The sequence below is a fragment of the Cochleicola gelatinilyticus genome (genome assembly GCF_001637325.1).
Taxonomy (GTDB): Bacteria; Bacteroidota; Bacteroidia; order Flavobacteriales; family Flavobacteriaceae; genus Cochleicola; species Cochleicola gelatinilyticus.
In genome coordinates, this window is record NZ_LRXL01000026.1 from 75,495 (window position 1) to 99,131 (window position 23,637).

Below are 23,637 nucleotides of genomic sequence, written 5' to 3' on the forward strand. Positions count from 1 at the left end.
TTAATTACTTCTTAGGGCGTTTAGCTCCGTACTTAGATCTACGTTGCGTTCTACCTTCGACACCTGCGGTATCTAATGCACCACGAACAATGTGATATCTAACTCCCGGCAAATCTTTTACCCTTCCACCTCTAACCAATACTATCGAGTGCTCTTGTAAATTGTGACCTTCACCAGGGATGTATGCGTTTACTTCCTTACCATTTGTCAACCTTACCCTTGCTACTTTACGCATTGCAGAGTTAGGTTTCTTAGGTGTTGTAGTATATACACGCGTACACACACCTCGTCTTTGAGGACACGAATCTAAAGCAGCCGATTTACTCTTCTTGGTTATTTTGGCTCTTCCTTTTCGTACTAATTGTGAAATTGTTGGCATATAAAATATGTATTACACTTTATTTAATAATAAAATACCCTGTTTTAAGGGCTTGCAAAAATAGAAATAAAAACCGAACTATCAAACCTTAATAAATTAATTTTCAATAGAGTTTTAATATTTTAAGATTTAAATACAATAACTGCCGTTCAAGCGTTAGCTTTACAAGCAATAAATATTTATTATTGAAACAATTTTTTTACATCTTTTTATACCTTAATATATATACCTCTGTATATTGGTTAGGACATAGTCAATCTTTAAAACTTGAGGTTTATGCAGAAAAGCCGATTTCAAAAAATTTAAAAGATTCATTGCTCCTTAAAACAACTTTTAAGGACTACTCATCTTTAAAAAATGAAGTTGACAGCTTACCAATACTTCTTCGACGCATGGGGTATCTTGAAAGTGAGCTTAAAAACCTTCAGAAAGAATCGGACACATTATATAAAGCTACCTATTACTTCGGAAAAAAACTTAGCTATCTAAAAGTGTTCTATTCTGAAGAAATTTTCAAAAGAAAACAACTAGAGCGTATATCATCAAAGGTTACAGACACCTATTTCATTCTCCCTTTTGAAACTGCAGAAAAAGACCTTCAGAAACTAAATTCTTTACAAACTGAAACTGGTGATGCATTTGCCTCTTTATCCCTAAAAAATTTATTCCTCTCCAATGGTTTTTTAGAAGCAGAATTGTCGGTTGATGCTCGAAATACTAGAAAAATCGATTCAATCGTAGTTAAAGGCTACGATAAGTTCCCAACTTCTTATTTGAGACATTATAGCGGTGTACGCAAAGGAAAACCATTTAATCTAAAAAAAATAATTAAACAAAATAATGCCTTGAATAGCTTAGGATTCGTAGAAACTATTAAGCCACCAGAAGCACTTTTCAGAAGAGACAAAACAGTTATTTATTTTTACTTAAAAAAGAAAACAAACAACCTGTTTGACGGTATACTCGGCTTTACAACAGATGAAGAAACGCAGCAATTAAAACTCAATGGATATTTAAACCTCGAACTTAACAACAACCTTAACTATGGAGAACAACTTACCTTAAATTATAAAGCAGACGGCAACGAACAAATAAACTTTGACGTAGCTGTTACTTTACCCTATTTATTTAAATCCTCTTTTGGCTTAGGAGCGGGTTTGCGCATTTTTAAAAGAGACAGTACGTTTGTAACAACCGAACAACAGGTTAGAGCAACCTATCAAATAAATCCATCTTCTACCTCATATTTTGGTTATAAAGCGTACGAATCTAGCAACCTACTAGACACAACGCTCATAGGAAATCCAATTATCGACTATACTTCAAGCTTTGTTATAGCAGGAATAAATTATCGCATTCCACAAAGCAACACTCTGTTTCCAATTAAAACAAATATAGCTTTAGGCGCAGAATTAGGAAAAAGGAATGCTAGTGAAAGTTCTTTACAGCAAGTTCGTTTTAACAGTGAAGCAAGTACAATTTTTCAATTAAATTCAACGAACTCGATTTTTGTAAAAAATGCTACAAGTTTTTTAACTAGCAACTCTTATATTACTAATGAGTTATTTCGTTTCGGAGGAATTAATAGCATACGGGGTTTCAATGAAAATAGCATTGATGCTTCATTATTCTCAACACTTAATACAGAATATCGTTTTCAATTTAATGAAAGCATATACCTTCATAGTATTATAGATTTTGGATATTTTGAAAATGAGGTAATCGATTTAAAGCAAAAAATTTACAGTTTTGGCATTGGCCTGGGGCTAAAAACAAAAGCTGGTCTTTTTAAATTTAACTTTGCTAATGGAAATACTGAAAATCAAGAATTTTCATTTTCTAATACAAAAATCCATCTAAGTTTAAGCAGCAAATTTTAATTATAAATACACTATCAGAGTAACCTAAACCTTAAATAAATGTAAAATTTAAGTTTAAAAAGTTGCTTTATTAACTTTTTATTATGATTTTTGGCGTGGCTAATTCAAATAAATTATACAATGAAAACAAAGTTTAGTGGAATTTTAACGCTTTTATTGGCGTTAGTTGTGCAAGTTAGTTTTGCACAGCAAAAAACAGTAACAGGTACAGTTTCTGATGATTCGGGACTTCCATTACCTGGCGCCAATGTAATTATCAAGGGCAGCAGTAGTGGTACACAGACCGATTTCGACGGAAAGTACGCTATTAGTGTAGAACCTGGAAAAACTCTTACATTTAGTTATGTTGGTTTTGAAACACAAGAAATTGTGGTTGAAGCTTCCAACACAATTAGTGTACAAATGGCTCCTGGCAACGCACTTGACGAAGTTGTAATTACTACTTATGGTAGAACTACTGCTCGTGATTTAACCACAAATGTTTCTAAACCAGACATGGAAACGGTTCAAAGCATTACGACCTCCAATGTTGCAGGGGCATTACAAGGAACCGTAGCTGGAGCGCAGATTAATTCTGTATCAGGTGCGCCGGGTGGAGAAGTATCTATTCGAATTCGTGGAGCTTCTACGATTAATGGTAATAGTAACCCATTATTCGTGATAGATGGTATTCCAATGATTACTGAAGCAACCATTTCCGATAATTTTGGTAATCAACAAAACAGTGCATTATCCAACCTTAATATCGATGACATCGAGAGTGTTGAAGTTCTTAAAGATGCTGCTTCAACTGCCGTTTACGGACAAAGAGGATCGAATGGTGTCGTTTTAATTACCACCAAACAAGGAAAAAGAGGTGGATTTAGAATTAACATTAATAGTACTGTTGGTTTTCAAAATGCGATCGAGAAATACGATACTATGAATTATGGTCAGTGGCTAAAATTTAGAGATACTGCATCTCAAAATGGTGGAGCTGATTCAGGGAGTTTTTCTGCCAACGATGCTGACATGCCTCAACTATTAGGGGCTTCACAGGAAACGCTACAAGCTTTCTATGATTCTGTTGCAGATGTTGGAGATAGTTATATCGACGAAGTTTACGTTGACAATGCGGTTACGAGAAACAATAACTTCAATTTGAGTGGAGGAAATGATAAAACCAAGATGTATTTTGGAGCTTCCCACTTCTTTCAAGAAGGAACTGTTCTTACTCAAGATTTTGATCGTAAAAGTGCTCGTTTAAATATTACACAACAAATTTCAAATTCAATTGATTTTGTTGGTGGTGTTTCTATTACAGATGAGTTTGTAAATCAAATTGTAAATGACAATAACATTTTCGGTGTACTTTCTACAGGTATATTAGAACGTCCAGGTTTAGATCTAAGAGACGAGAACGGAGATTTTACACCATACCAGCAATTTACCTTTTCAAACCCTTTGCAGAATGCCTTAGAGGACCTTGGTAAATTAAGAACATTTAGAGTTATTGGTAACGCCGCTCTTAATTTTCAAATCACCGATGAATTTTCAGCAGAAACAAAAGTTGGTCTTGACCAGTCTGAAGTTATTGAAAGAATTTACAATCCATCCACTACAGCTCAGGGTAACTTTGGAGTTAATAATGGATTTGGACAAGAAACCCAAGCAACCCGTAGAATTTATCAAGTACGTCAATCATTTTCTTATAACAAATCTTGGGAAAACATTAGAATGCGTGCGTATTTAGGAGGTGAATATGAAACTAATTCAACACGTTTCGTTATCGCAGCAGCAGAAGATTTCCCTAGCCCATTACTTCAGTATGTTGGACAAGGTATTACCCCTTTAACTAGTAGTTCAGAATTCGGAGAAAACAAACGAGCTTCATTAATATCAAGACTTGGATTTACATTCTGGAATAAATTAATTCTTGAAGGTTCTATTCGTGCCGATGCTTCTTCTAGGTTTTCTGAAGACGACAGAACAGGATATTTCCCAGGACTTTCTGCCGCTTATATTGTTTCAGAGCATGATTGGTTTGAAAACAATTTCGTGGACTATTTGAAAATTAGAGGTTCTTACGGTATTACTGGTAACGAATCTCCATTTGATCGCTACTTCGCTCCTGCTGTAGCTACTTCTCAATATGCAGATCAAGCAGCCTTATTTTTAACAATTGGTGAAGCGACAGCTAGATGGGAAGAAACTGAACAAATTGATGTTGGATTTAATGTTAAATTTTGGGATAGTCGTGTAGATTTAAATTATGCTTATTTCCTTAAGCAAACACATGACAATTCGTTAGTACTGCCAGTTGCGCTTCCTACTAACCAAGGTTCAGTTATCACGCCTCAAAACGTAGCAGCTATGGAAAATAAAGGTCATGAAATAGATCTTAACATTGGAGTTGTAAGAAACGATAACTTTTCATGGAACACCTCTTTCATCTTTGGAACATTAGATAACGAGGTAACTTTTCTGCCTAAAAATGAGTTTGGTGAAACAGAACCAATTAATGCAGGTTTCGTAAGTCGTGTAGATGAAGGTGAACCATTAGGTTTTTTCTACGTACTTGAAAGTGACGGACTCTACCAAGATATTAGTGAGATACCTCAAGAATTACAGGACCAAGGTGTTGCACCTGGTGATGTGAAATATATAGATCAAAATGGAGATGGAATAATTAATGATGACGATTTCATTAATGGAGGAGATCCATGGGCAGATTTTACTTTGAGCTGGAAAAACGACATCCGCTTTAAGAAATTTGATTTATCTTTCTTATGGGCTATGTCTGAAGGTGGAGAAATCTATAATAACAATATTCAATTCGCTGGAGCTTCTTCAAGTGGTACTTTTGGAAAATTTACAAGTCAACTTGACTGGTGGACACCTGAAAACCGAGACACAGAAATTCCAAGACCAAATACTGTAACGGCAGGTTATAATAATCAAGATGCAACACGTTTTATTGAAGATGGATCTTATATTAAATTAAGAAACGTAACGTTAGGATATACATTACCAGAAATTAAATGGTTAGCATCTGCTCGCGTATTTGTATCTGGGGACAACTTGGTTCTTATAACAGACTACTCTGGTGTTGATCCTGAAATTAATACATTTGGTAACTCAAACATTGCTAGAGGTACAGATTTCTTAACTCAAGGAAATAGTAGAGTTTGGAAGTTTGGTGTAAATCTATCATTCTAAAAAATAAAAAATCATGAAAACAATTTTAATAAAAATTACGATTATCATGACCGCCATATTTATGGTGAGTTGTGAAGGGGATTTAAACACCCAAGATCCAACACAACTACCGGCAGAAGCCTTTATTGTTGATGGAGAAACTGCATTGCAAGCTTTATTTAAGGCTTACGACGACGTTCAAGATCGATATGTAGCAGGTGCCGAAATGAAAATGATCCAAGGATTATATTCTGATGAATTGATGCATCCAGGTTCATTCCCACATTTAGACGAGGCTTTATTCAATAATTTCCTTCCTAATAATGCAGGGACAACCCCAATTTTTGGAAATCATTACGATATAATTAATACTACAACAGAGGTTATTCGCCTTACTGAAGTATTAGATGATGTCGCAATCGAACCAGCAGTTAAACAAGCAATCATTGCTGAGGCCCATGGGTTAAGAGCGTATGGATATTTTCAGCTAGTTAAAGTTTTTGGTGGGCTTCCAATTACAGAGATGACAGTACCTTTAGATGGACCTGGAGCTAAAGATGTTCCGCGTTCTTCAGAAGCAGAAGTTTACACTTATATTTTAAATGAAATTGCTTTAGCAGAAGGAGGTATTGCTACTACAGAATTTGGAAGAATGACAGCAGATGCTTTAAGAGTATTAAAGGCTGAAGTGTTATTATTTACAGGTGATTATCCTGGTGTTGAAAATACTTTAGCACCATTAATTGGAGAATATGCTTTGGTTGGAGAGTATAGAGATTTATACAGAGAAGATGGTCCTAATAGTGAATCTATTTGGAGAGTTAACTATAATAGTACCGACTCTAATGGACTGTCAGCATTCTTTACACCTACGGGACGTCGCGAAGTTGCACCTACTCAATCATTATTAGATGCTTTCGAACCAAATGATGATCGTTTAGATAGAATCGCTAATGATGATGACATAAATACTGTGTTTATCAGAAAATGGACTGCTCCCACAGATCAGCCATATATATACAGATATGCAGATGTATTATTAATGTACGCTGAAGCACTTGCTAGAAGAAATGCTCCTAATGCAGCTGATTTTTTAAATGAAGTACGTGAAAGAGCTCTTCTTGATCCAGTTACGTTGAACTCATCGAATGTTGTAGAACGTATCGCTCAAGAACGCCGTATTGAATTTTACGGGGAAGCTAAACGTTGGGAAGATGTTAAAAGGCTAGGACTTGCACCAACTGTTATTAGTGCAAAAGGAATTACTTACCGTGAGAAACTATTACTTTGGCCTATCCCTCAGAATGAGTTAGACCGAAATTCACTACTTAATCAGGAGAATCAAAATCCTGGATATTAATTAAATACTGTTCTTAATTTTAAAAAGACCGTTTAGCGACGGTCTTTTTTTATATATAAACTTTCTATTCTGTCTACCAATAACATTCTAATCGCTAATTTTGTAACGCACAAATAATTTAAGTTTATTTTTATGAGCAATAAAGAAAACACCATCTTTGGAATCTATCCCGTTAAAGAAGCAATTCGCTCTGAAGTTACCTTTGACAAGGTATACATTCAAAAAGACCTTAATAGTGATAAACTAACAGAAATTATTGATGCTCTTGAAAAAGACAATGTAACTATTAATATTGTCCCTATTGAAAAGCTCAACAGACTAACACGAGGTAATCACCAAGGTATTGTTGCAGTAACCTCTCCTATTACTTTCCCCTCTTTAGAAACTACCGTTGAAGCGATTATTGCTGAAAAAGAATTCCCCTTATTTCTTGTTCTAGACCAAATTAGTGATGTTCGTAACTTCGGTGCAATAATTCGTACTGCTGAATGTACCGGTGTAGATGCGATCATTATTCAGAAAAAAGGAGGAGCACCTGTAACAGGAGATACCGTAAAAACTTCCGCCGGAGCAATTTTTAAAATACCTATTTGTAAAGTAGATCATATAAAAGATGCAATATTCTACCTTCAGGGATCCGGAATACATACCATAGCTGCTACTGAAAAAACAGAAAGTGCGATTTACGACCTAGAATTAAAGAAACCATTAGCAGTTATAATGGGTTCTGAAGGAAAAGGAGTGTCAAAATCTGTTCTCAATTTAGTTAACGAAAAAGCGGCATTACCACTATTAGGAGAGATAAACTCACTTAATGTTTCAGTTGCCTGCGGAGCAATACTTTACGAGATCGTTCGTCAAAAATCTTTATAGAGAATCTTCAGAAGTAGTTCCTCTCTTCTTGATCGTATATTTAACGACTACTTGAGATTGTTTTTCAAGTGTTTCGTCTATTCCTTCGATCTCTTCAGTTTCAGGAACAATTTCAATAAAATTACCATCGGCATCAAATTGCCGTAAAAAAGGATCTTCATCGGGATCGAAATCATCTTCTTCCCACACATATTTCTTTTTTTCAATCGGCAGGTCTCTAAAAAGAATTGCAAATACAATCCCCACTACAAAACCAGACAAGTGCCCTTCCCATGATATCTTTGCATCTATTGGAAATACATACCATAATAAACTTCCGTAGAGAAATACTACAACAAAAGACAAGGCGGTAAGCTGATAGTGTTTGGAAAATATTCCTTTAAAAAACAAAAAGGCCGCAAGCATATATACCACCCCACTCGCTCCAATATGATACGCTGGCCTTCCAATAACCCATGTGGCTAAACCTGCCGCTAACGTACCCAAAATAAGCACACGCCACTTAATATTGTTATAGAAATAAAATAGTGCTGTAGTAAGCACGAGCATAGGTACCGAATTATTAAATAAATGTTTTAAACTACTATGAATGAAGGGACCAAAAATAACGCCTCGAAGCCCCAAAGGTTTTTGTGGATAAACACCCCATTCTGTAAAATTATAATGAAAACGTATCTCTGCCCAAAAGACAAACCACATTAAGAGAACGATTACTATAGGGAATGCGATGGTTCCTGTGGAAAAATAAAGTCCTTTCTGTTTTAACATAATGGCATAGAGTCAAAAAGTGAACCTAACTAGAAAGGTATGATAAAATGTCAGTAACCGAAAACCGATAATGTTGTATTTTTGCTAACATGAATACACCCCTCGCCGAAAGAATCCGCCCAGAAACCTTAGAAGAATATTTAAGTCAAAACCACCTTATTGGACCTAACGGTGCTTTAACTACACAACTTAAAAACGGACTTTTATCTTCAATGATTCTTTGGGGTCCTCCTGGTACAGGAAAAACAACTTTAGCGAATATTGTCGCCAATCGAACAGATAGACCCTTTTACACATTAAGTGCGGTAGATAGCGGCGTAGCTGCAGTAAGGGAAGTTATTGAAAAAGCTAAAAAAAAAGACACCCTATTTGCAACTAAAAATCCAATCTTATTTATTGATGAGATTCATCGTTTTAGTAAATCGCAACAAGATTCATTACTAGGTGCTGTTGAAAAAGGATGGATCACCCTTATTGGTGCCACCACCGAAAACCCAAGTTTCGAAGTAATTCCTGCATTATTATCAAGATGCCAAGTATATGTCTTAAAAGCCTTTACTAAAAGTGATCTTGAGGCATTATTAGAACGCGCTATAGCCAAAGACACATTACTTTCTAAGAAAGAGATAACTCTTAAAGAAACTGAGGCATTGCTTCGACTTTCTGGTGGGGATGCACGGAAATTACTTAATATGTTGGAACTTGTGGTCCTTTCAGAAAATACCGAAAAAGTAGAGATTACAAATGCCATGGTTACTCAGAAAGTTCAAAAAAACACCGTGCTTTATGATAAAACGGGCGAACAGCATTACGACATTATTTCTGCATTTATAAAATCGATACGTGGAAGCGACCCTAATGCTGCTGTGTATTGGTTAGCTCGAATGATTGAAGGTGGCGAAGATGTTAAATTTATCGCAAGAAGACTAGTTATATTGGCTTCTGAAGATATTGGAAATGCAAATCCAACAGCATTGGTTCTCGCAAATACTACATTTCAATCGGTGAATACTATTGGCTATCCTGAAGCTAGAATTATACTAAGCCAGTGCACCATTTATTTAGCGACCTCAGCTAAAAGCAATGCGTCGTATGCTGCAATTAACGAAGCACAACGTTTGGTAAAACAAACTGGAGATCTTTCGGTTCCTTTATCTATTCGTAATGCTCCCACTAAATTGATGAAAGAATTGGGCTACGGAAAAAATTACGAATACGCCCATAACTACGAAGGTAACTTTGTTCCGCATGAGTTTTTACCCGAGACAATTGAAGGAACACAACTTTATAGACCAGGAAATAATCCGAGAGAAAATCAATTGCGAAATCATTTAAAGAATCTTTGGAAGACCAAATATAATTTTTAATGCAGTGCTACATACCGTAACATTGTATCTTCATTTTCAATAACAAGGTTTTCTGAAGCATCAAAAGAGGCAGTAAATACTTTACCTGTAGTTGATTGAGTTAATATACCTCCCTGCTCATTAAAAATTAATTCCCCGACCAGTAAAAGTCCATCTTCCGCTGTATCGGTTTCTTCATATAAAGAGTAACCCACTTTCGTCTTCCGAAGCAAGTATGGGGTTTCATTATGTGTATAGCTTGAAAACTTAGATTCAGGAAATTTTGGGCTCTCTATTACTTTAAGAGTTTCCTTTTTACTTTCCTTCATTTTATTTATTTCTGAATTTGGCGCTTCCTTTATTTCACTATTATCGTTAACACCTACAGAGTTATCCACGTTAGGAAGCATCTCTTCGGAAACATTTGGTTGCGAATTTTCTTCAAAAACCATCATTGAACTTTGCGAAACATTCATTTTCGAAAGACTTCTGAAGGTTTTTCGAAGCGCATCTTGATACGATTTTCTAAAATCTTTTTCCTTACTATTTCCTTCTTCTGCTTGAAACAGCAAATTTCCATTACAGTCTTTTATAACTAAAGTTAACTTGGTACGAAGCATATGATTTTTCTTTAGTACATCTGCGTATACTCCATCACACCTCTTAACATTTGGCAGTTCATTTTCCATGTAAGAATTAAACCCATACTTTTTTAAAAGAAAGTTAGTCATAGAATTAAGCTCATATTTATCATTTTCCCCTAAAAACTCAAAATTTTCTGGCACTACGACAAAGCTGTAATCGTTTATCGATTTTTGAGAATACCCAGTGAGACTTATTAACAAGACTAAGATTACTATACTATTTTTCATTCCTCCTCTTTTATTTTAATATTTAATCCAAATTGTAAAGATACTCCATTCGACTTTGCTAGATTCGAATAGCTTAAAAGATTATCTGCTGCAAGATAAAAATTGATTTTCCAAATATCTGCTGCTATTCCAAATCCAATGTTTGTATACGAAAAAGGATCAGCAGTATACGTAGCTTTTGCAGACAAATATCTCCCAAATCGTCTTTGATAAAACAAGGTTCCTGCTAACTGTGGCCCTTTGGGTCTAAAGATATTATAAAGTTGTACCCCAACCGCCTGATTATAATCTTGTAAACCGCCCATTTTTAAACAATCACAAGATTCTGAACCTACACGCCTCCCAAAATTACGTTTTATACTTGCATTCATTTTTAAAGGTCGTAGCCGAGTATATGAGTTACTAAGAGTGTCGATAGGTATTGCTTCTTTTAAATCATCCCCAATAGTGTCGTAGTAAGGTATTCCTGGTTCCCCGTTAACAATTGGCGGAAAAATAAGTTCAATACCTTGAAGTGCATAACTTCCTTTTGCACTATAGTTTTCCACATCTTTTGTATAAAAAATTGCTCCTAGATCTAGCATACTTGCACTATATTCCCAAAGCTCATTAGGACGATAAGTGGCACCTATATCTATTCCAACGCCTAAGTTTCCTCCTAATAGTGTTCTGCCCAAAAGCTCTTTTACAACCTCATCTGAGCCATCCATTTCTCTTAAAGAACTATATCCAGATGTTTGAATTGAAACATCTGCATTATTAATTGAATGTTCATAGAAATTATCGAGTCCCTCCCCTTCTCGAGTCAAGAAAGTACCAGAATTATTTGTGCTTCTAAAATCGATAATACTTGAATATATTTTTCCTCTAATACCTACTGTTAAGTTCTTATTAACCTCTTTATTTAGGCCAAAGTGAAATGCAGTAATAACTTCTCCCGTAAAAGTAAGATCACTAAAATCGAACGGATTATTAATGTAGTTTCTGTTTCCTTCCCACGCCAAAACTGCAAGATCTTTAGGAAAATAAAGCATAAAGTCAAGTTCTTGATAAATTCCTCCCGAAAAATAAGTTCCATTTTTATTCTTCCAACCAAAATTTAGAATTTCTAATTGTTGATTCGCTGTAAAAAAATCTTTATTATTCAAGCTAAAAATCTGTTCTCGTATACGATCATTAATAGAGCTCTCATCCTCTTTAAAAATATCGAAAACAGTTACTCCTGTACTACCAGCATTTACATGTATTTGTGAAAGAAAAGGGATTCCAAAATGAGCTTTCTGAGAAACTCTTGCACCCGGATTTAATAATAAAGATTGCGGGACTTTATCGAAACCGTAAAGTAGCTGCTTATTTTGCGCCATAGCACCGAGGGTCATAAAGACCGCAAAAATAAATAGAAGTCTTTGCATCTTTTAAAATTCGAGAAAATAGGTAGTTTTCGACTTAAGATTTAAAGTCCCTTCTAGATTAATATCTGAAGAAGGTATAGTAACCGACACCACCACTTTATTAGAACTTGTAAGACGGGTAATGTCTGCTCCCTCTATCGTTTCAAAGAAATTGGTGATTACAGGGTCGTCTTCACTTCCGCTTTCCACATTTGTAGTAATTGTGTATTTCTGCTCATTATTTTCATTTAGAAAATTAAACTCAGCTAGAAATTGGCGAGGAATCGAATTAGTAAACGTAAACTGAAAATCTGCTTTCACAAGGTTCTCTCTAACCCCGCTTTCATTTAAAAATTCAATTTTAGTAGTATCATTTACCGTAAGCACTGGTGTTTGAGTTACCTGATCAAAAAAATCTTCAGCAACTAAATTAAAATAAATTAAATCTAATTCAACAACTGGAGTTAGGGACACATCATCACCTTGCTTAAAATCGGTATCTTTTACGCAGGCTGTAAAACAGAAAATCAGTAATATAGGTATTGAAAGAAAGGTTAAGCTTCGTTTCATAATCGGGGGATTTTGGGGATTCGCTCTTAATAACGCTGATTGTCAGCTAAATATTATCACAATATATTCTTTATTTCTATTAAATTGTTCACTTTTCTATAGTCTTTAGGGATCTTCTCGTTTCTATAATTAAAATAAAGGGTGTGCATGCCCGAAGCTTCAGCTCCTAAAATATCCGCTTCAAACGTATCGCCGATCATGATACAATTAGAAGAAACAACTTCGGCTTTTTTGAGAGCAAGTGAAAATATCAACGGATTTGGCTTTTTAACCCCTGCTTCTTCCGAAGTGGTCACTGTTTTAAAATAATGTGCAATGGCACTATTTTTTAGTTTTAGCTGTTGTACTTCTTCAAAACCATTGGTAATTATATGTAAGGTATATTTATGTGAAAGATATTCTAACACCTCCAGTGTACCATCAAACAAAAAATTATCTATTGGAAGTTCATCTATATATGAAACGGCAAGAGCATCAATCTGCTCGATTGGAAATGACATTTTAAAGCGGTTAAATGTATCGATCAACCTTCCTCTTCGTAACTCTTCTTTAGTAACACTGTCTTCTCTATACTGTTTCCAATACTCAAAATTTATAGGTTCATATTCTTTTAGAAATCCATCGGTATTAATTGCGATACGATGCTTCGAGAATACCCGTGCAAAAGCCCGTTTAGAATTACGATCGAAATCCCAAAGGGTGTGATCCAAATCAAAAAAAACGTCGGTAATATTAGTGGGATTCATTAGCATATAACTTTGAAGAAAACAGGTCGCGCCAAACGCGGTTCCGCTCTGTAAATGAAAAATCTTTGTTACTAAAAATTATAGAAAATGTACCGCCAACTTTTGCAACAGAATCATGTACCTGTTCTACCGATTTTTTAATATCGGAAGAAAACTTATGTTTAAAGGCGCAGGTGGTCATGGCAATAGGCTGAACAATTAAAGGTGTTTTTATCTCATAATCAAGATCATAAAACAAAAAAGGAGTGCATGTTCCCGCACGAAAACCAATAGTATCTTCATACACCATTGTAAAATCTTCGGTAATTTCTAATTCTACAAGATTGCGATAATGATCTGGTAAATTTACCAAATAGTTTGTGTTCATGGCACTTTGAAGAGGTCTATTAAGCAACTCTTCCATCCTAACTTTCTCTTCTTTTTGAAGCGTTTCATTTCCTTCGGAAGCAGTTGAAAACAAAAGACCGACATTTTTATAATCTGCCATAAACTTCACTAACAACTTAAACTGAAGCCTTCGCGTATTCATACTTTCACTAAACATTTGTGCCTCGCCAAGCAAGAAGAATACGGTAAGTTTACTTGTGCTTTTTTTTACCGTATTTATAATCCATTTAAAAGTATCGTAGGGATCTTTTCTTAAACCAACAACTACTTGCATTCGCTTCCAGCAATTTTTAAAATTTAGTTGTGCCAGATCATTTAAAAACGCTACAGAAGTTCTAAACATCCCTTTTTGTTTATACGCCCATGGTTCTCGTGCTTCAACAACCGAATGAATAGAAAGAGTTCGCTTCGGAAAAACCATATCGGGAAAACTCCTCTGTAATACCTTCTGAAATTTCAGTGCCCAAATATCGATCACTGGAACGTGCAAAAAATGTTCTTTCGCACCTAGACTTTCTGAAGCTGGGTACCTACCAAATTCATCTTTAACATGTGGTAAATACTCTTCATACCGACTCAATAAAAAGAAACTTGCCGAAAAAATATCGAATGGCAACACACTCTTATCACTTACAGAAAAGAAACAACGAGTCTCTTCCCAATCTTTAACAGTAAGGTCGATCGATTCGATTCCTTGCTGTTGTAATAAACCATGACTTTGTAGAAATAATTCATTTCCCATGGGTTGTTTTCCGTAGGATAATTTGGGCCCGCTATGCGCAATAAGCTCTTCTATAACCGATGTAAAATGCACCTCAACTCCCAAAATACGTGTACATATATGCTTAAATACATAAGCGATGCGTGGTGTCATTTTTTGGGTATAGACTAATATCATAAATTTTTATAATAGCGATGAATCTGCGAAGCTAAAATACGCTTTTTCAGTAACGATTAAATGATCAAGCACTTTAATATCGAGAGTTTCTCCCGCTTTTTTTAACTTTTGTGTAATTGAAACATCAGCCTTACTGGGCTTTAGAGTACCCGAAGGATGGTTGTGTGCAAGTATTACCGCAACGGCTCCCCATTGCAATGCATTTTTAAATACGATTCGAGCATCTACAATCGTTCCTGTAATACCACCTTTACTCAATTGCAATTTGTGCATTATTTTATTAGAATTATTTAAGTACAACACCCAAAATTCTTCATGAGAAAGCTCCCCGATTATGGGCTGCATCACTTCAAAGACCGTAGCACTCGATGAAATTTTAGCTCGATCTATCAAGTCGCCATCTCTTCTTCTCCTACCTAACTCCATTGCAGCTGCGATAGTGACTGCTTTTGCTTTACCAATACCTTTAAAAAAAGTAAGATCTTTTATTGTAAGCTTTCCTAATTGCTGCAAATTATTTTCTACGGAAACTAATATGCGCTGACTTAAACGCACAGCACTTTCGTTTTTACTTCCGGAGCCAATAAGAATGGCAAGTAATTCGGCATCACTTAAGGAAGCTTTTCCCTTAAGCACTAATTTTTCACGAGGACGATCTTCTTCATGCCATTGTTTAATGGAGAAATATTGCTGTGGATCGGACATTGTTTCAGACTAAAATCGGGAAGTTGATGCTTCAGTCGAACATAAAAAATAAAGATACCAATTTAAATTTTGTTCGTACCTTTCTCCTTCTAAACTACTTATTATGAAATCTCTCTTCGATACCGAAACGCTTTCAGAAATAAATACACGTCTTGAAAATTTATCTGAAAATTCAGATCGCCAATGGGGAACTATGTCTGCTGGACAAATGGCGAAGCATTGCCAAGGACCTTTTAATATTATGCTAGAAAAAGAAGACTACGGAATGAAACCCAATTGGTTGGCTAAAGTTTTCTTTAAAAAAATGTTGTATAACGACAAACCTTTCAGAAAAAATCTGCCTACTGCAAAATTCCTAAAAGAAACCGAGCCTCGTGATCTTGCAGTTGAAAAACCAAAATTAAAAGCACTTCTTTCCGAATTTGAAGCACAAAGAGATCGCACCAATTGGGCACCACACCCTGGCTTTGGTGTGTTTACCAAACAGCAATGGGGACAACTTCAATACAAACATTTGGACCATCATTTAAAGCAGTTTGGACATTAGCGGGAAAAAAAAAAGGAATAAGGAAAATTAAATATACATTGTACCCACCACCTCATCACCAATCGGAAGATATTCAGAAAATGATTGAAGTTGTTAAGCAGTTTCCATTAGCGATGCTGGTTACAGCTTCAGAAGGAACTCCTTTTATCACACATATTCCGGTAATTTATAATTCTGAATCAAATAAATTAGTTGCACATATAGACCGTTCAAATCCGCAAGTCGCATCTCTTGTAAATGGAGCCAATGCAACCGTCGTCTTTAAAGGTCCCGATGCTTATATTTCGCCTTCAATCTATACCACCGAGCAGCTTCCTACATGGAATTATCTTTTAGTGCACGTTACAGGAACTATCCGCTTGTTGCACGATCCTAATGTTGCCAAAGAAACCATGGTTGTCATGACCGATTTTTTGGAGGCACCCGACTATAAGTATCAACTTCAAAAAGAAGACCCAAAAATGGACCGTTTGGTGCATTATATTCAGGCATTTGAAATTGAAAACTTGAGCTGGGAAGGAAAATTTAAACTATCTCAGGATAAAAACCCCGAAGATTTTAAAAGAGCCAAAGAAGCATTGATTCGAAAAAACACCGAATCGATACGCAACTTTATAGAAACCATATACCGCTAACCTACTTGATGTAGTCCTTCACGGTATCGAAATCGAGTCCGCCGTAATTTCCACTACTCATTAAAAGCAGTGCCGCATTGTCGAAATCTTGAGAATACAAATACGTTTTAAAGTCAGCCGGATTAGTAAACACAATAAGGTCTTCACGATCGAAAGCTTCATCGATCTGTTCCCCTTTAATTTCTTCTAGACCTTTTACCATAACCGCATGTGGCGAGTAAAAGACCACAGCGCTGTCTGCTGCATCTAAAGCACCCTTATATTCTGATAAAAATTCTGGGTTTAAACTACTGTAGGTATGTAATTCTAGACACGCAATTAACGTTCTATCTGGATATTGATTTTTTACCGCTTGCGTGGTAGCTTTAACTTTACTAGGAGAGTGTGCAAAATCTTTGTAAGCAACTGCTGTTTGGGTTTCAGCAATTTTCTCTAATCTTTTGCTAGCACCTTTAAACGTAGCAATGGCTTCGTAAAAATCGTCGGCATCTACCCCCATTAACTGACATACCCATCTGGCGCCCTCTAAATTATTTAGGTTGTGTTTTCCGAAGACTTCAATGGGCATGGCACCTTCTGGTGTTTCTAATAAGGTTTCGTTATTCTCGACCGTGTATTCTGGGGTGGTATAAGGATACTTTTTTATACGAGCTTCGGAAGCTTCCACTACACGTTTTACTTCTGGATCTTCTTCATTATAAATTATGGCTCCACCATCGGTAATTTGTTCGAGAAAGATTTGAAACTGCTCCACATAATTTTCATAAGTGGGAAACACATTAATATGGTCCCAAGCAATACCACTCAACAATGCAATGTTTGGCTGATATAGATGAAATTTTGGCCGACGGTCGATTGGAGACGACAAATATTCATCTCCTTCTAATACCATAAAATCATTCTCTTCGGTAAGGTGCACCATCGTATCAAAGCCTTCCAGCTGTGCTCCTACCATATAATCCACCTCTTTATTGTGATAATGCATTACATGTAGGATCATCGAAGTTATGGTTGTTTTTCCGTGTGAACCACCAATTACAACACGTGTTTTATGTTTCGATTGCTCAAATAAATATTCGGGATAGGAATAAATTTTAAGTCCTAATTCTTTTGCTTTTAACAATTCAGGATTATCGGCTTTTGCATGCATTCCAAGAATCACAGCATCTATGCTTGTTGTAATTTTTTCAGGAAACCAGCCATAGCTTTCAGGCAATAATCTTTTTGCTTCTAATCTGCTTTTTGAAGGATCGAAAATCTCATCATCACTTCCTGTAATCTGTTCGCCTTTATTATGTAGTGCGAGGGCCAAATTGTGCATGGCACTTCCGCCAATTGCTATAAAATGAATGTGCATTATGTACGTTTACTTTTTAGTAGATAGCGTATGTAACAACGCTTTGTTATGTAAAGGTACAAGATTAATTTGAGTTGTTTTAGAACGATTACATCGAAAGAATTTCCTGTCTCTCTTTTTTAGCTTCTTTAAAATCGGATCGGTCTGAAAGTGCTTTTTCTATCCACAACATCGCCTTGTCTTTATTGCCTTCGTTGCGATAGATTTGTGCGAGCCTGAAATACGCCCAATCTTTAGGTACACCATCTTTAACAGAATAATTATCGATATATGTTTGTAGGCATTGTATTCCTTGAGCTGAATCTAAATTGTATTGCGCTGAAATTTTTCCAATCTGATAGTTTAACTGATTGCGTTTGTGCTTTTGCAGCGATTTATTGGCAGTCTCAATCGCCTCTTTAGGGCGGTTGTTTTTTTCGTAATAGGTGGTAAGCTTATCATACGTAGTTACCGAACCTCCAATTTCGATCGCTTTTTTGTAATAACGTTCCGCATCGTCGGATCGGTCGCTGTATTCTGCGACATATCCTTTAGCTAGATAACCGTCAACCAAAGAAAGTTTAGCTAACTCTTCTGCATATCCGAGTGCTTTCTTTTCACTACCTCCAATAATACTGGGTAATTGAATATAAAACTCAACCAATGCCCAACGTGCTTCAATATGTTTTGGATCTAATTCGGCTGCTTTTTCGAAATGATACTTAATATCACTTATGTATGTTACCGCTCTTATTTTACTTATTTCTAAAGCCTTCATCCCCATAGAACCCCCATACTTAAAATGGTAATTCGCACTTGTATCATTCTCATCTACAAGTTGTTCATAATAGTCCATCGCAGTATCCCAATCTTTCTTATATCCTGCGATATCCCCTAAATATTCTAATGTTTTTAGATCGTTCGAATGTTCGTCTAAATAAGCTTCAAAATAAGGTTTTGCTTTATTGAATTGTTCCTTTTTAAAAAACACCTCGCCACGTTCAAAATCGCTTTGCGCACTAGCTATTGATGCAATTAATAACGTTAACGATACTAAAATATATTTCATAATCTATTGTGGGGTTTAAAGATTTAAATGTGGGAATACTTAAAAAGAAATTTTATTTATTCTCAGGCGGATATTTTTTTAATATCTTTTGAAGTACTGAAACGTAATACGCTTCTTTTTGTTGTGGAGTTGCGCGTTCTTTGAAGGAACCATCTGCCTCAGCCTGCCATACTAGCTTGTCGTCTGTGGCATCAATAAAATCTACGGTAAGCACTTGATTAATTTCGCGGCCCCCAATAGGAATCCCACCACTTACACCAACTCCTACATTTCCTCCGCCACCGCCGATACCAATACCTACAGTATTTCTAGAGTTAGAAACTTGTTCTTTCGCAAAGAAATTAATGAGTAGTTGAGGGGTTTCAGACTGTACAAAACCACGTTGTTGCAGGAGGCTATCCATTACCCGAATAATACGTTTATCCTCCAGATCATTTAAACCAGAATCGATCGTGGGAAAATAATTATAGCTGTTATACTGTGAGAAATCGGTGTTTTTGTCATAATCGATTCCTACGGTTGTTCCGCAGCTTATAAGGAGTAAAACAAAGAATAAAGAAAGGTACTTCATAGTAAGCTTTTCGTGTATTTATAAATTTTCGTTTTGCAACGCTATATAAAAGTACGCAAAAAGCAAGCCAATAGATTTTTCGGTGTTAGTCTTTAACAATTTTTTTAGTGACACCTCCTTGATTGGTCGTAATTTCTACGAAGTAAATCCCTTCGGAAAAATTTGAAATATCGAGGGTGGCTTCGGAAGTGGTTTTAACTTGTGCTCCTACTACAGAGTATACGATTATATTTTCTACGGAAACACCTTCCGAAGTAACAATAAATAGTTTTTCTGAAGCAGGGTTGGGATAGATCGTAATGGCGACTTCCAAAGAAAATTCGTCAACACTTAGAGGTGCAACAACTTCAGTAGAAACGGTGTTAGTAATAATGGGTTCATTAAAATCGAAATAGATATTTGCTGTGTTTTCAACGACATCGCCTAACTGAAGCGTTTCCGAAGAGCGCACTTTAAACGCTATATATCCATTGCTTCCCTCGGGGTCGTCCTGCTCTGCCGGAAGATTGATATCTTCAAAAATAAAACTCACTGCATTGCCATCCACGATTTCAACACGATAGTCATGGCTCGCCGAAAGCGTTCTAATTGTATTCCAGTTTAAATTGTTACTAAGTGTATCTGTAATAACTACGTTAATCGCGCTTGCAGTTCCAGTATTTTGAAAACGCACGACATAATCAAGGTAGTCGCCAACTTCTTCTTCGAGAATTTCTGTTCCTTGCGTGACTTGTTTGTCATTAGGGTCGTACGAATTTATAATAATTTGCTCGAAGATGGTGGTATTATCCTCAGGGTTTGCATCGTTCGCCATCGGACTCACCTCAGCATTGAATACCAATAGATCGCCGGCATTATTTGTAGGCGGAGGAAAGTTTTGCATCGTGATTGTAATGGTACGTTGCTCAAAGGGTAACAGATCTTCATATTGAAAAGTGAACATGTCCGGGGTCGAAGAAGTTTCCGAAGGAATTGCATCTAAAAACGATTGTCGCGCATCATTAAATTGAACATTCACTTCCCCGCTTTGAATGTTTGTTCCAAGATTTTCGTACGTAAGTAGATAATCTGAATCAAACCCTGGACGTGCCTCGGCAAGGGGAATCATGCTAATCGAAAGATCGTTATAGACATTAGAAGTACTGGCACAGAAATCAACAATTTCTGTATTCCCAGATCCTGAGAGCACTACGGTTTCTGAAACAGGCATTGCAGTATAATCGTCTGGTAGTGATGCATCTAATACTGAAACGGCATAAGTTCCCTCTTCAGGAACAAATAGTGAATACATTCCATCTGCAGTTGTTAAGGTTTGATACGTAACGATACCATTGGTCAGCTCAATGTTTGCATTTGCAACTGGATAATCACCAGCATCACAATTGTTCAAGTTAAAATCAAATAATACCGTGCCCGTTACCGAGTTAAAGTTTTCTGTGCATCCTGCGGCAACTTCCACAGTATTATTACAGCCTGTAGCATTATTTTCGATCACAACATTTTCATTGTTTGCCAATGCGGTACAAATACTGCTAATGCTACATTGCGACAGATTCTGATTGTTAGCAACAGAGACACTGACATCTGGTATAAAAGGTATAGTTTCTAATGCAGAAATATCGGTAAGAAGTGAATTGTCGGTTATTGTTAAGCCTGTTAAAAATTCAATATTTTCAAGACCAGTAAGATTGGTCAAGCTAGGATTATTCGAGATAAACATGCTTACATCTGCAGTTAAGTTCGAAAATCCTTCGATCGTTTCTAATGATGGATTATCGGTTATAGAAATTCCTTCCAATGGCAAAATTACTTCTGAAATTACTCCAAAATCGGAAACACTAACCAGATTCTCATTTTCTACAATGCCTAAGAAACCAACCGTATGTAAAGACCCCATTCCCGATAGATCAATCAAGGCATCATTGCCTACAATACTAAGGATATAATTTACAGCAGTGACCTCATCTAAACCATCCAATGTAGTAATACTTGTATTTGAAATATTTAAAATCTCATTGTATACTGTTATCTGACTTATTCCATTTAAATTAGTAATATCCTCCCCTAAAATAAAAGCATTTACATTCAGCTCTGTACAATCGGGATAGGTAGCTGCAAAAGCATCGATCTGAGCTTGGGAGGTGAAGGTTATCTGTTGACTGGGACACACATTAAGCCCACAAGCATCTTCTACTTCAGAAACAGCTGTACATCCCGATGCATTGTTTTCTATCTCAATTTGTTGCTGGGGTAAACCTGACGATAGCACATCACATACACTCGTAATATTACATTGAGAAAGGGAGGGGTTATCTGTGATACTAAGGTGTAAAGTATTTATTGAAGAAAAAGAGATCTGTGACAGTGCAGAAATATCTGACAATAATTCATTGTCTTTAATTTCATAGAATTCCAGTTGGGAAGATAAATCTGTATTAATGCCTTCAAGACCGTTAAGGTTTGTCAAGGCATCACAATTTCTAATTACTATGGCTGTAGGCACTTCCATGTTTACATCATTAGTTAATGTTGTGATTCCAGAAAGCCCGGAGATACTTGTCAGGGCAGGACAGTTTGTAAGACCAAGGACTACAGTTTCTCCTGACACATTAGATAGGCCGTCAAGATTTTCAAGATTATCGTTGCGTTGTATCTCGATAGAATAAGAAACATTATTTATGGATTCCAGTCCGTTTAGGTTTTGCAATCCATGCATGTCATTTAGAATAAGATAGTTTACCTGCAGAGGTACAGCAGGATTAAAAATTTCCATTAATGAATTTATTAAAGGACAATCTTCAAATGAAATATCAAAGGTTGAAGGAGCTCCCATAAGATTCAAATTCTGTAAGGCAGCGATATCCTGTAGCACCGGATTTTCAACAAGCTTTAGATTTCGATCGATGGTTGTAATGTTTTCTAAACCGTTTAAAGTAATGAGTGCATTGTTACCCGCAATATTAAGATTCTCCACACGCTCGATTGAGGATAGCGGGCTTAGATCTACAATATCGTTATTGGTTACCGCAAAGCTACCTATCATAATACTTCCGTTAATTATGGAACAGTTGGGGTAATCTAAGGCAAACTGGTTTATTTCGGCTTGTGTTAAAAAGTCAATATTACCAGGAGGACATATAATACAATCGGCTGTAATTTCGATTTCATTGTTACAACCTGCCGCATTATTTAAAATAATAGCAGGATTCCCGTCAGACAAGTAGTTACAAACACTGCTTACACTGCACATCTCCAGCATTGGATTATTTTCGATATGCAACGTCTCTACATTAGGTTCAATACGAAGCACCGCATCGGCAACCCCTGAGATATCCGTAAGTTGCGCATTATTAATCAGTTTAATATCTCTAATCGTGGAATTTCCTTCAAACGAATTTATGTTGGTAAGCAGATCGTTATTATCGATCCATATGGTTTGTATAAAATCGGGACTTAGTGAATCTAAATTTGCTAACTGCGGATTATCATTCAGCATTAAAAATCCAACATTTTCAAAATTCTCAGTTCCGTTTAAGGAGCTAAGATTATCGTTTTCCTCAATATTGAGATCATCGGCCCCGGTAATACTTTCCAGACCTTCTAAGTCAACCAGTGAATCGTTATTTCTTATTTCAAAAGTGTAAGTATATCCGGCAACTCCATCAAGGCCTTGCAGGTTTTCTAACAGCGGATTGTCAACGATATAAATATCGGGCGGATTGTTATTTCCTATGGGCACCACCATATTGTTTAATGCTGCGATAGAAGTGAGTTGCGCATTATTCATAATCGAGATAAAAGCACCACTTGATACTCCTAATTCCACCACATTCTCCAAACCGCTTAGGTTTTGAAGCATAGGATTATTAGTCACTTGAATCCCACGTCCGAAACCGGTGATCACAGCAAGCGGACTTAGGTCTGTAATATCTGCGCCTTCGATTGTAAAGAAGTCTTGAATTTCGGTACACCCAGGATAGGTTGTCGAAAAAGCATCTACCTCAGCCTGAGAGGAAAGCAAAATAGGTGTTGCAGGACACTGTCCGATACTAAAGGTATAAGAAAACAAAAAAAAGGAAAGCAGTAGAAATCGAAACATAAGTAGTTTTTTAAAATTAATCCTCATC

The 23,637-nt window shown here is 36.2% G+C and carries 19 protein-coding genes; 7 read left to right on the top strand and 12 right to left on the bottom strand.

The window, feature by feature from the left end; translation table 11 throughout:
- Positions 1 to 4 precede the first annotated feature (4 nt).
- Positions 5 to 379: a 30S ribosomal protein S12 gene (gene rpsL, locus ULVI_RS02330; protein WP_010230128.1), complete on the bottom strand. Its 375-nt coding sequence runs from the start codon at positions 377 to 379 to the stop codon at positions 5 to 7.
- Positions 380 to 564: 185 nt separating this feature from the next.
- Between rpsL and ULVI_RS02335 the strand changes: the two genes are divergently transcribed.
- The 4 genes from ULVI_RS02335 (at position 565) to rlmB (ending at position 7,669) form a co-directional block, all read left to right on the top strand.
- Entirely contained in the window at positions 565 to 2,259 is a 1,695-nt protein-coding gene (locus ULVI_RS02335; protein WP_082830763.1) for a POTRA domain-containing protein, read from the top strand.
- Positions 2,260 to 2,379: 120 nt separating this feature from the next.
- The gene (locus ULVI_RS02340) at positions 2,380 to 5,457 is read left to right on the top strand and encodes a SusC/RagA family TonB-linked outer membrane protein (RefSeq protein WP_068589292.1); all 3,078 of its coding nucleotides are present in this window, start codon (positions 2,380 to 2,382) and stop codon (positions 5,455 to 5,457) included.
- A gap of 13 nt (positions 5,458 to 5,470) precedes the next feature.
- Complete coding sequence (locus ULVI_RS02345; protein WP_068589295.1) at positions 5,471 to 6,796, top strand: RagB/SusD family nutrient uptake outer membrane protein; 1,326 nt, start codon at positions 5,471 to 5,473, stop codon at positions 6,794 to 6,796.
- Positions 6,797 to 6,928: 132 nt separating this feature from the next.
- Positions 6,929 to 7,669 (top strand): 23S rRNA (guanosine(2251)-2'-O)-methyltransferase RlmB, encoded by a 741-nt coding sequence (rlmB, locus tag ULVI_RS02350; protein ID WP_068589297.1) that lies wholly within the window; start codon positions 6,929 to 6,931, stop codon positions 7,667 to 7,669.
- Here rlmB and ULVI_RS02355 read toward each other — a convergent pair.
- Entirely contained in the window at positions 7,664 to 8,437 is a 774-nt protein-coding gene (locus ULVI_RS02355) for a rhomboid family intramembrane serine protease (protein WP_068589300.1), read from the bottom strand. The two genes, rlmB and ULVI_RS02355, sit on opposite strands and share 6 nt — an antisense overlap.
- A gap of 89 nt (positions 8,438 to 8,526) precedes the next feature.
- Here ULVI_RS02355 and ULVI_RS02360 point away from each other — a divergent pair, with 89 nt between their 5' ends.
- On the top strand, positions 8,527 to 9,804 hold the full coding sequence (locus tag ULVI_RS02360) for a replication-associated recombination protein A (protein ID WP_068589303.1): 1,278 nt from the start codon (positions 8,527 to 8,529) through the stop codon (positions 9,802 to 9,804).
- On the opposite strand, the gene ULVI_RS02365 is transcribed toward ULVI_RS02360, so the two are convergent.
- Genes ULVI_RS02365 through radC form a run of 6 tightly spaced genes read right to left on the bottom strand, consistent with a single transcriptional unit; the run spans position 9,801 to position 15,352 of the window.
- Positions 9,801 to 10,655, bottom strand: a complete 855-nt coding sequence (locus tag ULVI_RS02365) for a hypothetical protein (RefSeq protein ID WP_068589306.1) — start codon at positions 10,653 to 10,655, stop codon at positions 9,801 to 9,803. The two genes, ULVI_RS02360 and ULVI_RS02365, sit on opposite strands and share 4 nt — an antisense overlap.
- On the bottom strand, positions 10,652 to 12,067 hold the full coding sequence (locus ULVI_RS02370; RefSeq protein ID WP_068589308.1) for a DUF5723 family protein: 1,416 nt from the start codon (positions 12,065 to 12,067) through the stop codon (positions 10,652 to 10,654). Before ULVI_RS02370 ends, ULVI_RS02365 begins: the two co-directional genes overlap by 4 nt.
- 3 nt (positions 12,068 to 12,070) lie before the next feature.
- Positions 12,071 to 12,616 carry a hypothetical protein gene (locus tag ULVI_RS02375; RefSeq protein WP_068589311.1) on the bottom strand — a complete coding sequence of 182 codons (546 nt, stop codon included), beginning with the start codon at positions 12,614 to 12,616 and terminating at the stop codon, positions 12,071 to 12,073.
- 56 nt (positions 12,617 to 12,672) lie between these two features.
- Positions 12,673 to 13,362, bottom strand: a complete 690-nt coding sequence (locus ULVI_RS02380; RefSeq protein ID WP_068589314.1) for a YjjG family noncanonical pyrimidine nucleotidase — start codon at positions 13,360 to 13,362, stop codon at positions 12,673 to 12,675.
- Entirely contained in the window at positions 13,349 to 14,647 is a 1,299-nt protein-coding gene (locus ULVI_RS02385; protein ID WP_068589317.1) for a DUF7033 domain-containing protein, read from the bottom strand. Before ULVI_RS02385 ends, ULVI_RS02380 begins: the two co-directional genes overlap by 14 nt.
- 6 nt (positions 14,648 to 14,653) lie before the next feature.
- Positions 14,654 to 15,352, bottom strand: a complete 699-nt coding sequence (gene radC, locus ULVI_RS02390) for a RadC family protein (protein ID WP_068589319.1) — start codon at positions 15,350 to 15,352, stop codon at positions 14,654 to 14,656.
- A 103-nt stretch (positions 15,353 to 15,455) separates the two neighbouring features.
- Between radC and ULVI_RS02395 the strand changes: the two genes are divergently transcribed.
- Complete coding sequence (locus ULVI_RS02395) at positions 15,456 to 15,899, top strand: DUF1569 domain-containing protein (RefSeq protein WP_068589322.1); 444 nt, start codon at positions 15,456 to 15,458, stop codon at positions 15,897 to 15,899.
- Positions 15,842 to 16,534, top strand: a complete 693-nt coding sequence (locus tag ULVI_RS02400; RefSeq protein WP_241780945.1) for an FMN-binding negative transcriptional regulator — start codon at positions 15,842 to 15,844, stop codon at positions 16,532 to 16,534. Before ULVI_RS02395 ends, ULVI_RS02400 begins: the two co-directional genes overlap by 58 nt.
- Before the next feature lies 1 nt (position 16,535).
- Here the strand turns inward: ULVI_RS02400 and ULVI_RS02405 are convergent, their stop codons facing one another.
- The 4 genes from ULVI_RS02405 to ULVI_RS02420 form a co-directional block, all read right to left on the bottom strand.
- Positions 16,536 to 17,891 carry a UDP-N-acetylmuramate--L-alanine ligase gene (locus ULVI_RS02405; protein ID WP_068589326.1) on the bottom strand — a complete coding sequence of 452 codons (1,356 nt, stop codon included), beginning with the start codon at positions 17,889 to 17,891 and terminating at the stop codon, positions 16,536 to 16,538.
- An 88-nt stretch (positions 17,892 to 17,979) separates the two neighbouring features.
- Positions 17,980 to 18,939 (bottom strand): tetratricopeptide repeat protein, encoded by a 960-nt coding sequence (locus ULVI_RS02410; RefSeq protein WP_068589329.1) that lies wholly within the window; start codon positions 18,937 to 18,939, stop codon positions 17,980 to 17,982.
- Positions 18,940 to 18,991: 52 nt separating this feature from the next.
- Positions 18,992 to 19,510 (bottom strand): DUF4136 domain-containing protein, encoded by a 519-nt coding sequence (locus ULVI_RS02415; RefSeq protein WP_068589333.1) that lies wholly within the window; start codon positions 19,508 to 19,510, stop codon positions 18,992 to 18,994.
- A gap of 85 nt (positions 19,511 to 19,595) precedes the next feature.
- Positions 19,596 to 23,609, bottom strand: a complete 4,014-nt coding sequence (locus ULVI_RS02420) for a DUF7619 domain-containing protein (protein ID WP_068589337.1) — start codon at positions 23,607 to 23,609, stop codon at positions 19,596 to 19,598.
- Positions 23,610 to 23,637 lie beyond the last annotated feature (28 nt).

Coding starts and splice junctions, on each gene's coding strand:
- rpsL (WP_010230128.1), bottom strand. CDS start 379: ATGCCAACAATTTCACAATTAGTACGAAAAGGAAGAGCCAAAATAACC.
- ULVI_RS02340 (WP_068589292.1), top strand. CDS start 2,380: ATGAAAACAAAGTTTAGTGGAATTTTAACGCTTTTATTGGCGTTAGTT.
- ULVI_RS02345 (WP_068589295.1), top strand. CDS start 5,471: ATGAAAACAATTTTAATAAAAATTACGATTATCATGACCGCCATATTT.
- rlmB (WP_068589297.1), top strand. CDS start 6,929: ATGAGCAATAAAGAAAACACCATCTTTGGAATCTATCCCGTTAAAGAA.
- ULVI_RS02355 (WP_068589300.1), bottom strand. CDS start 8,437: ATGTTAAAACAGAAAGGACTTTATTTTTCCACAGGAACCATCGCATTC.
- ULVI_RS02360 (WP_068589303.1), top strand. CDS start 8,527: ATGAATACACCCCTCGCCGAAAGAATCCGCCCAGAAACCTTAGAAGAA.
- ULVI_RS02365 (WP_068589306.1), bottom strand. CDS start 10,655: ATGAAAAATAGTATAGTAATCTTAGTCTTGTTAATAAGTCTCACTGGG.
- ULVI_RS02370 (WP_068589308.1), bottom strand. CDS start 12,067: ATGCAAAGACTTCTATTTATTTTTGCGGTCTTTATGACCCTCGGTGCT.
- ULVI_RS02375 (WP_068589311.1), bottom strand. CDS start 12,616: ATGAAACGAAGCTTAACCTTTCTTTCAATACCTATATTACTGATTTTC.
- ULVI_RS02380 (WP_068589314.1), bottom strand. CDS start 13,362: ATGAATCCCACTAATATTACCGACGTTTTTTTTGATTTGGATCACACC.
- ULVI_RS02385 (WP_068589317.1), bottom strand. CDS start 14,647: ATGATATTAGTCTATACCCAAAAAATGACACCACGCATCGCTTATGTA.
- radC (WP_068589319.1), bottom strand. CDS start 15,352: ATGTCCGATCCACAGCAATATTTCTCCATTAAACAATGGCATGAAGAA.
- ULVI_RS02395 (WP_068589322.1), top strand. CDS start 15,456: ATGAAATCTCTCTTCGATACCGAAACGCTTTCAGAAATAAATACACGT.
- ULVI_RS02400 (WP_241780945.1), top strand. CDS start 15,842: ATGGGGACAACTTCAATACAAACATTTGGACCATCATTTAAAGCAGTT.
- ULVI_RS02405 (WP_068589326.1), bottom strand. CDS start 17,891: ATGCACATTCATTTTATAGCAATTGGCGGAAGTGCCATGCACAATTTG.
- ULVI_RS02410 (WP_068589329.1), bottom strand. CDS start 18,939: ATGAAATATATTTTAGTATCGTTAACGTTATTAATTGCATCAATAGCT.
- ULVI_RS02415 (WP_068589333.1), bottom strand. CDS start 19,510: ATGAAGTACCTTTCTTTATTCTTTGTTTTACTCCTTATAAGCTGCGGA.
- ULVI_RS02420 (WP_068589337.1), bottom strand. CDS start 23,609: ATGTTTCGATTTCTACTGCTTTCCTTTTTTTTGTTTTCTTATACCTTT.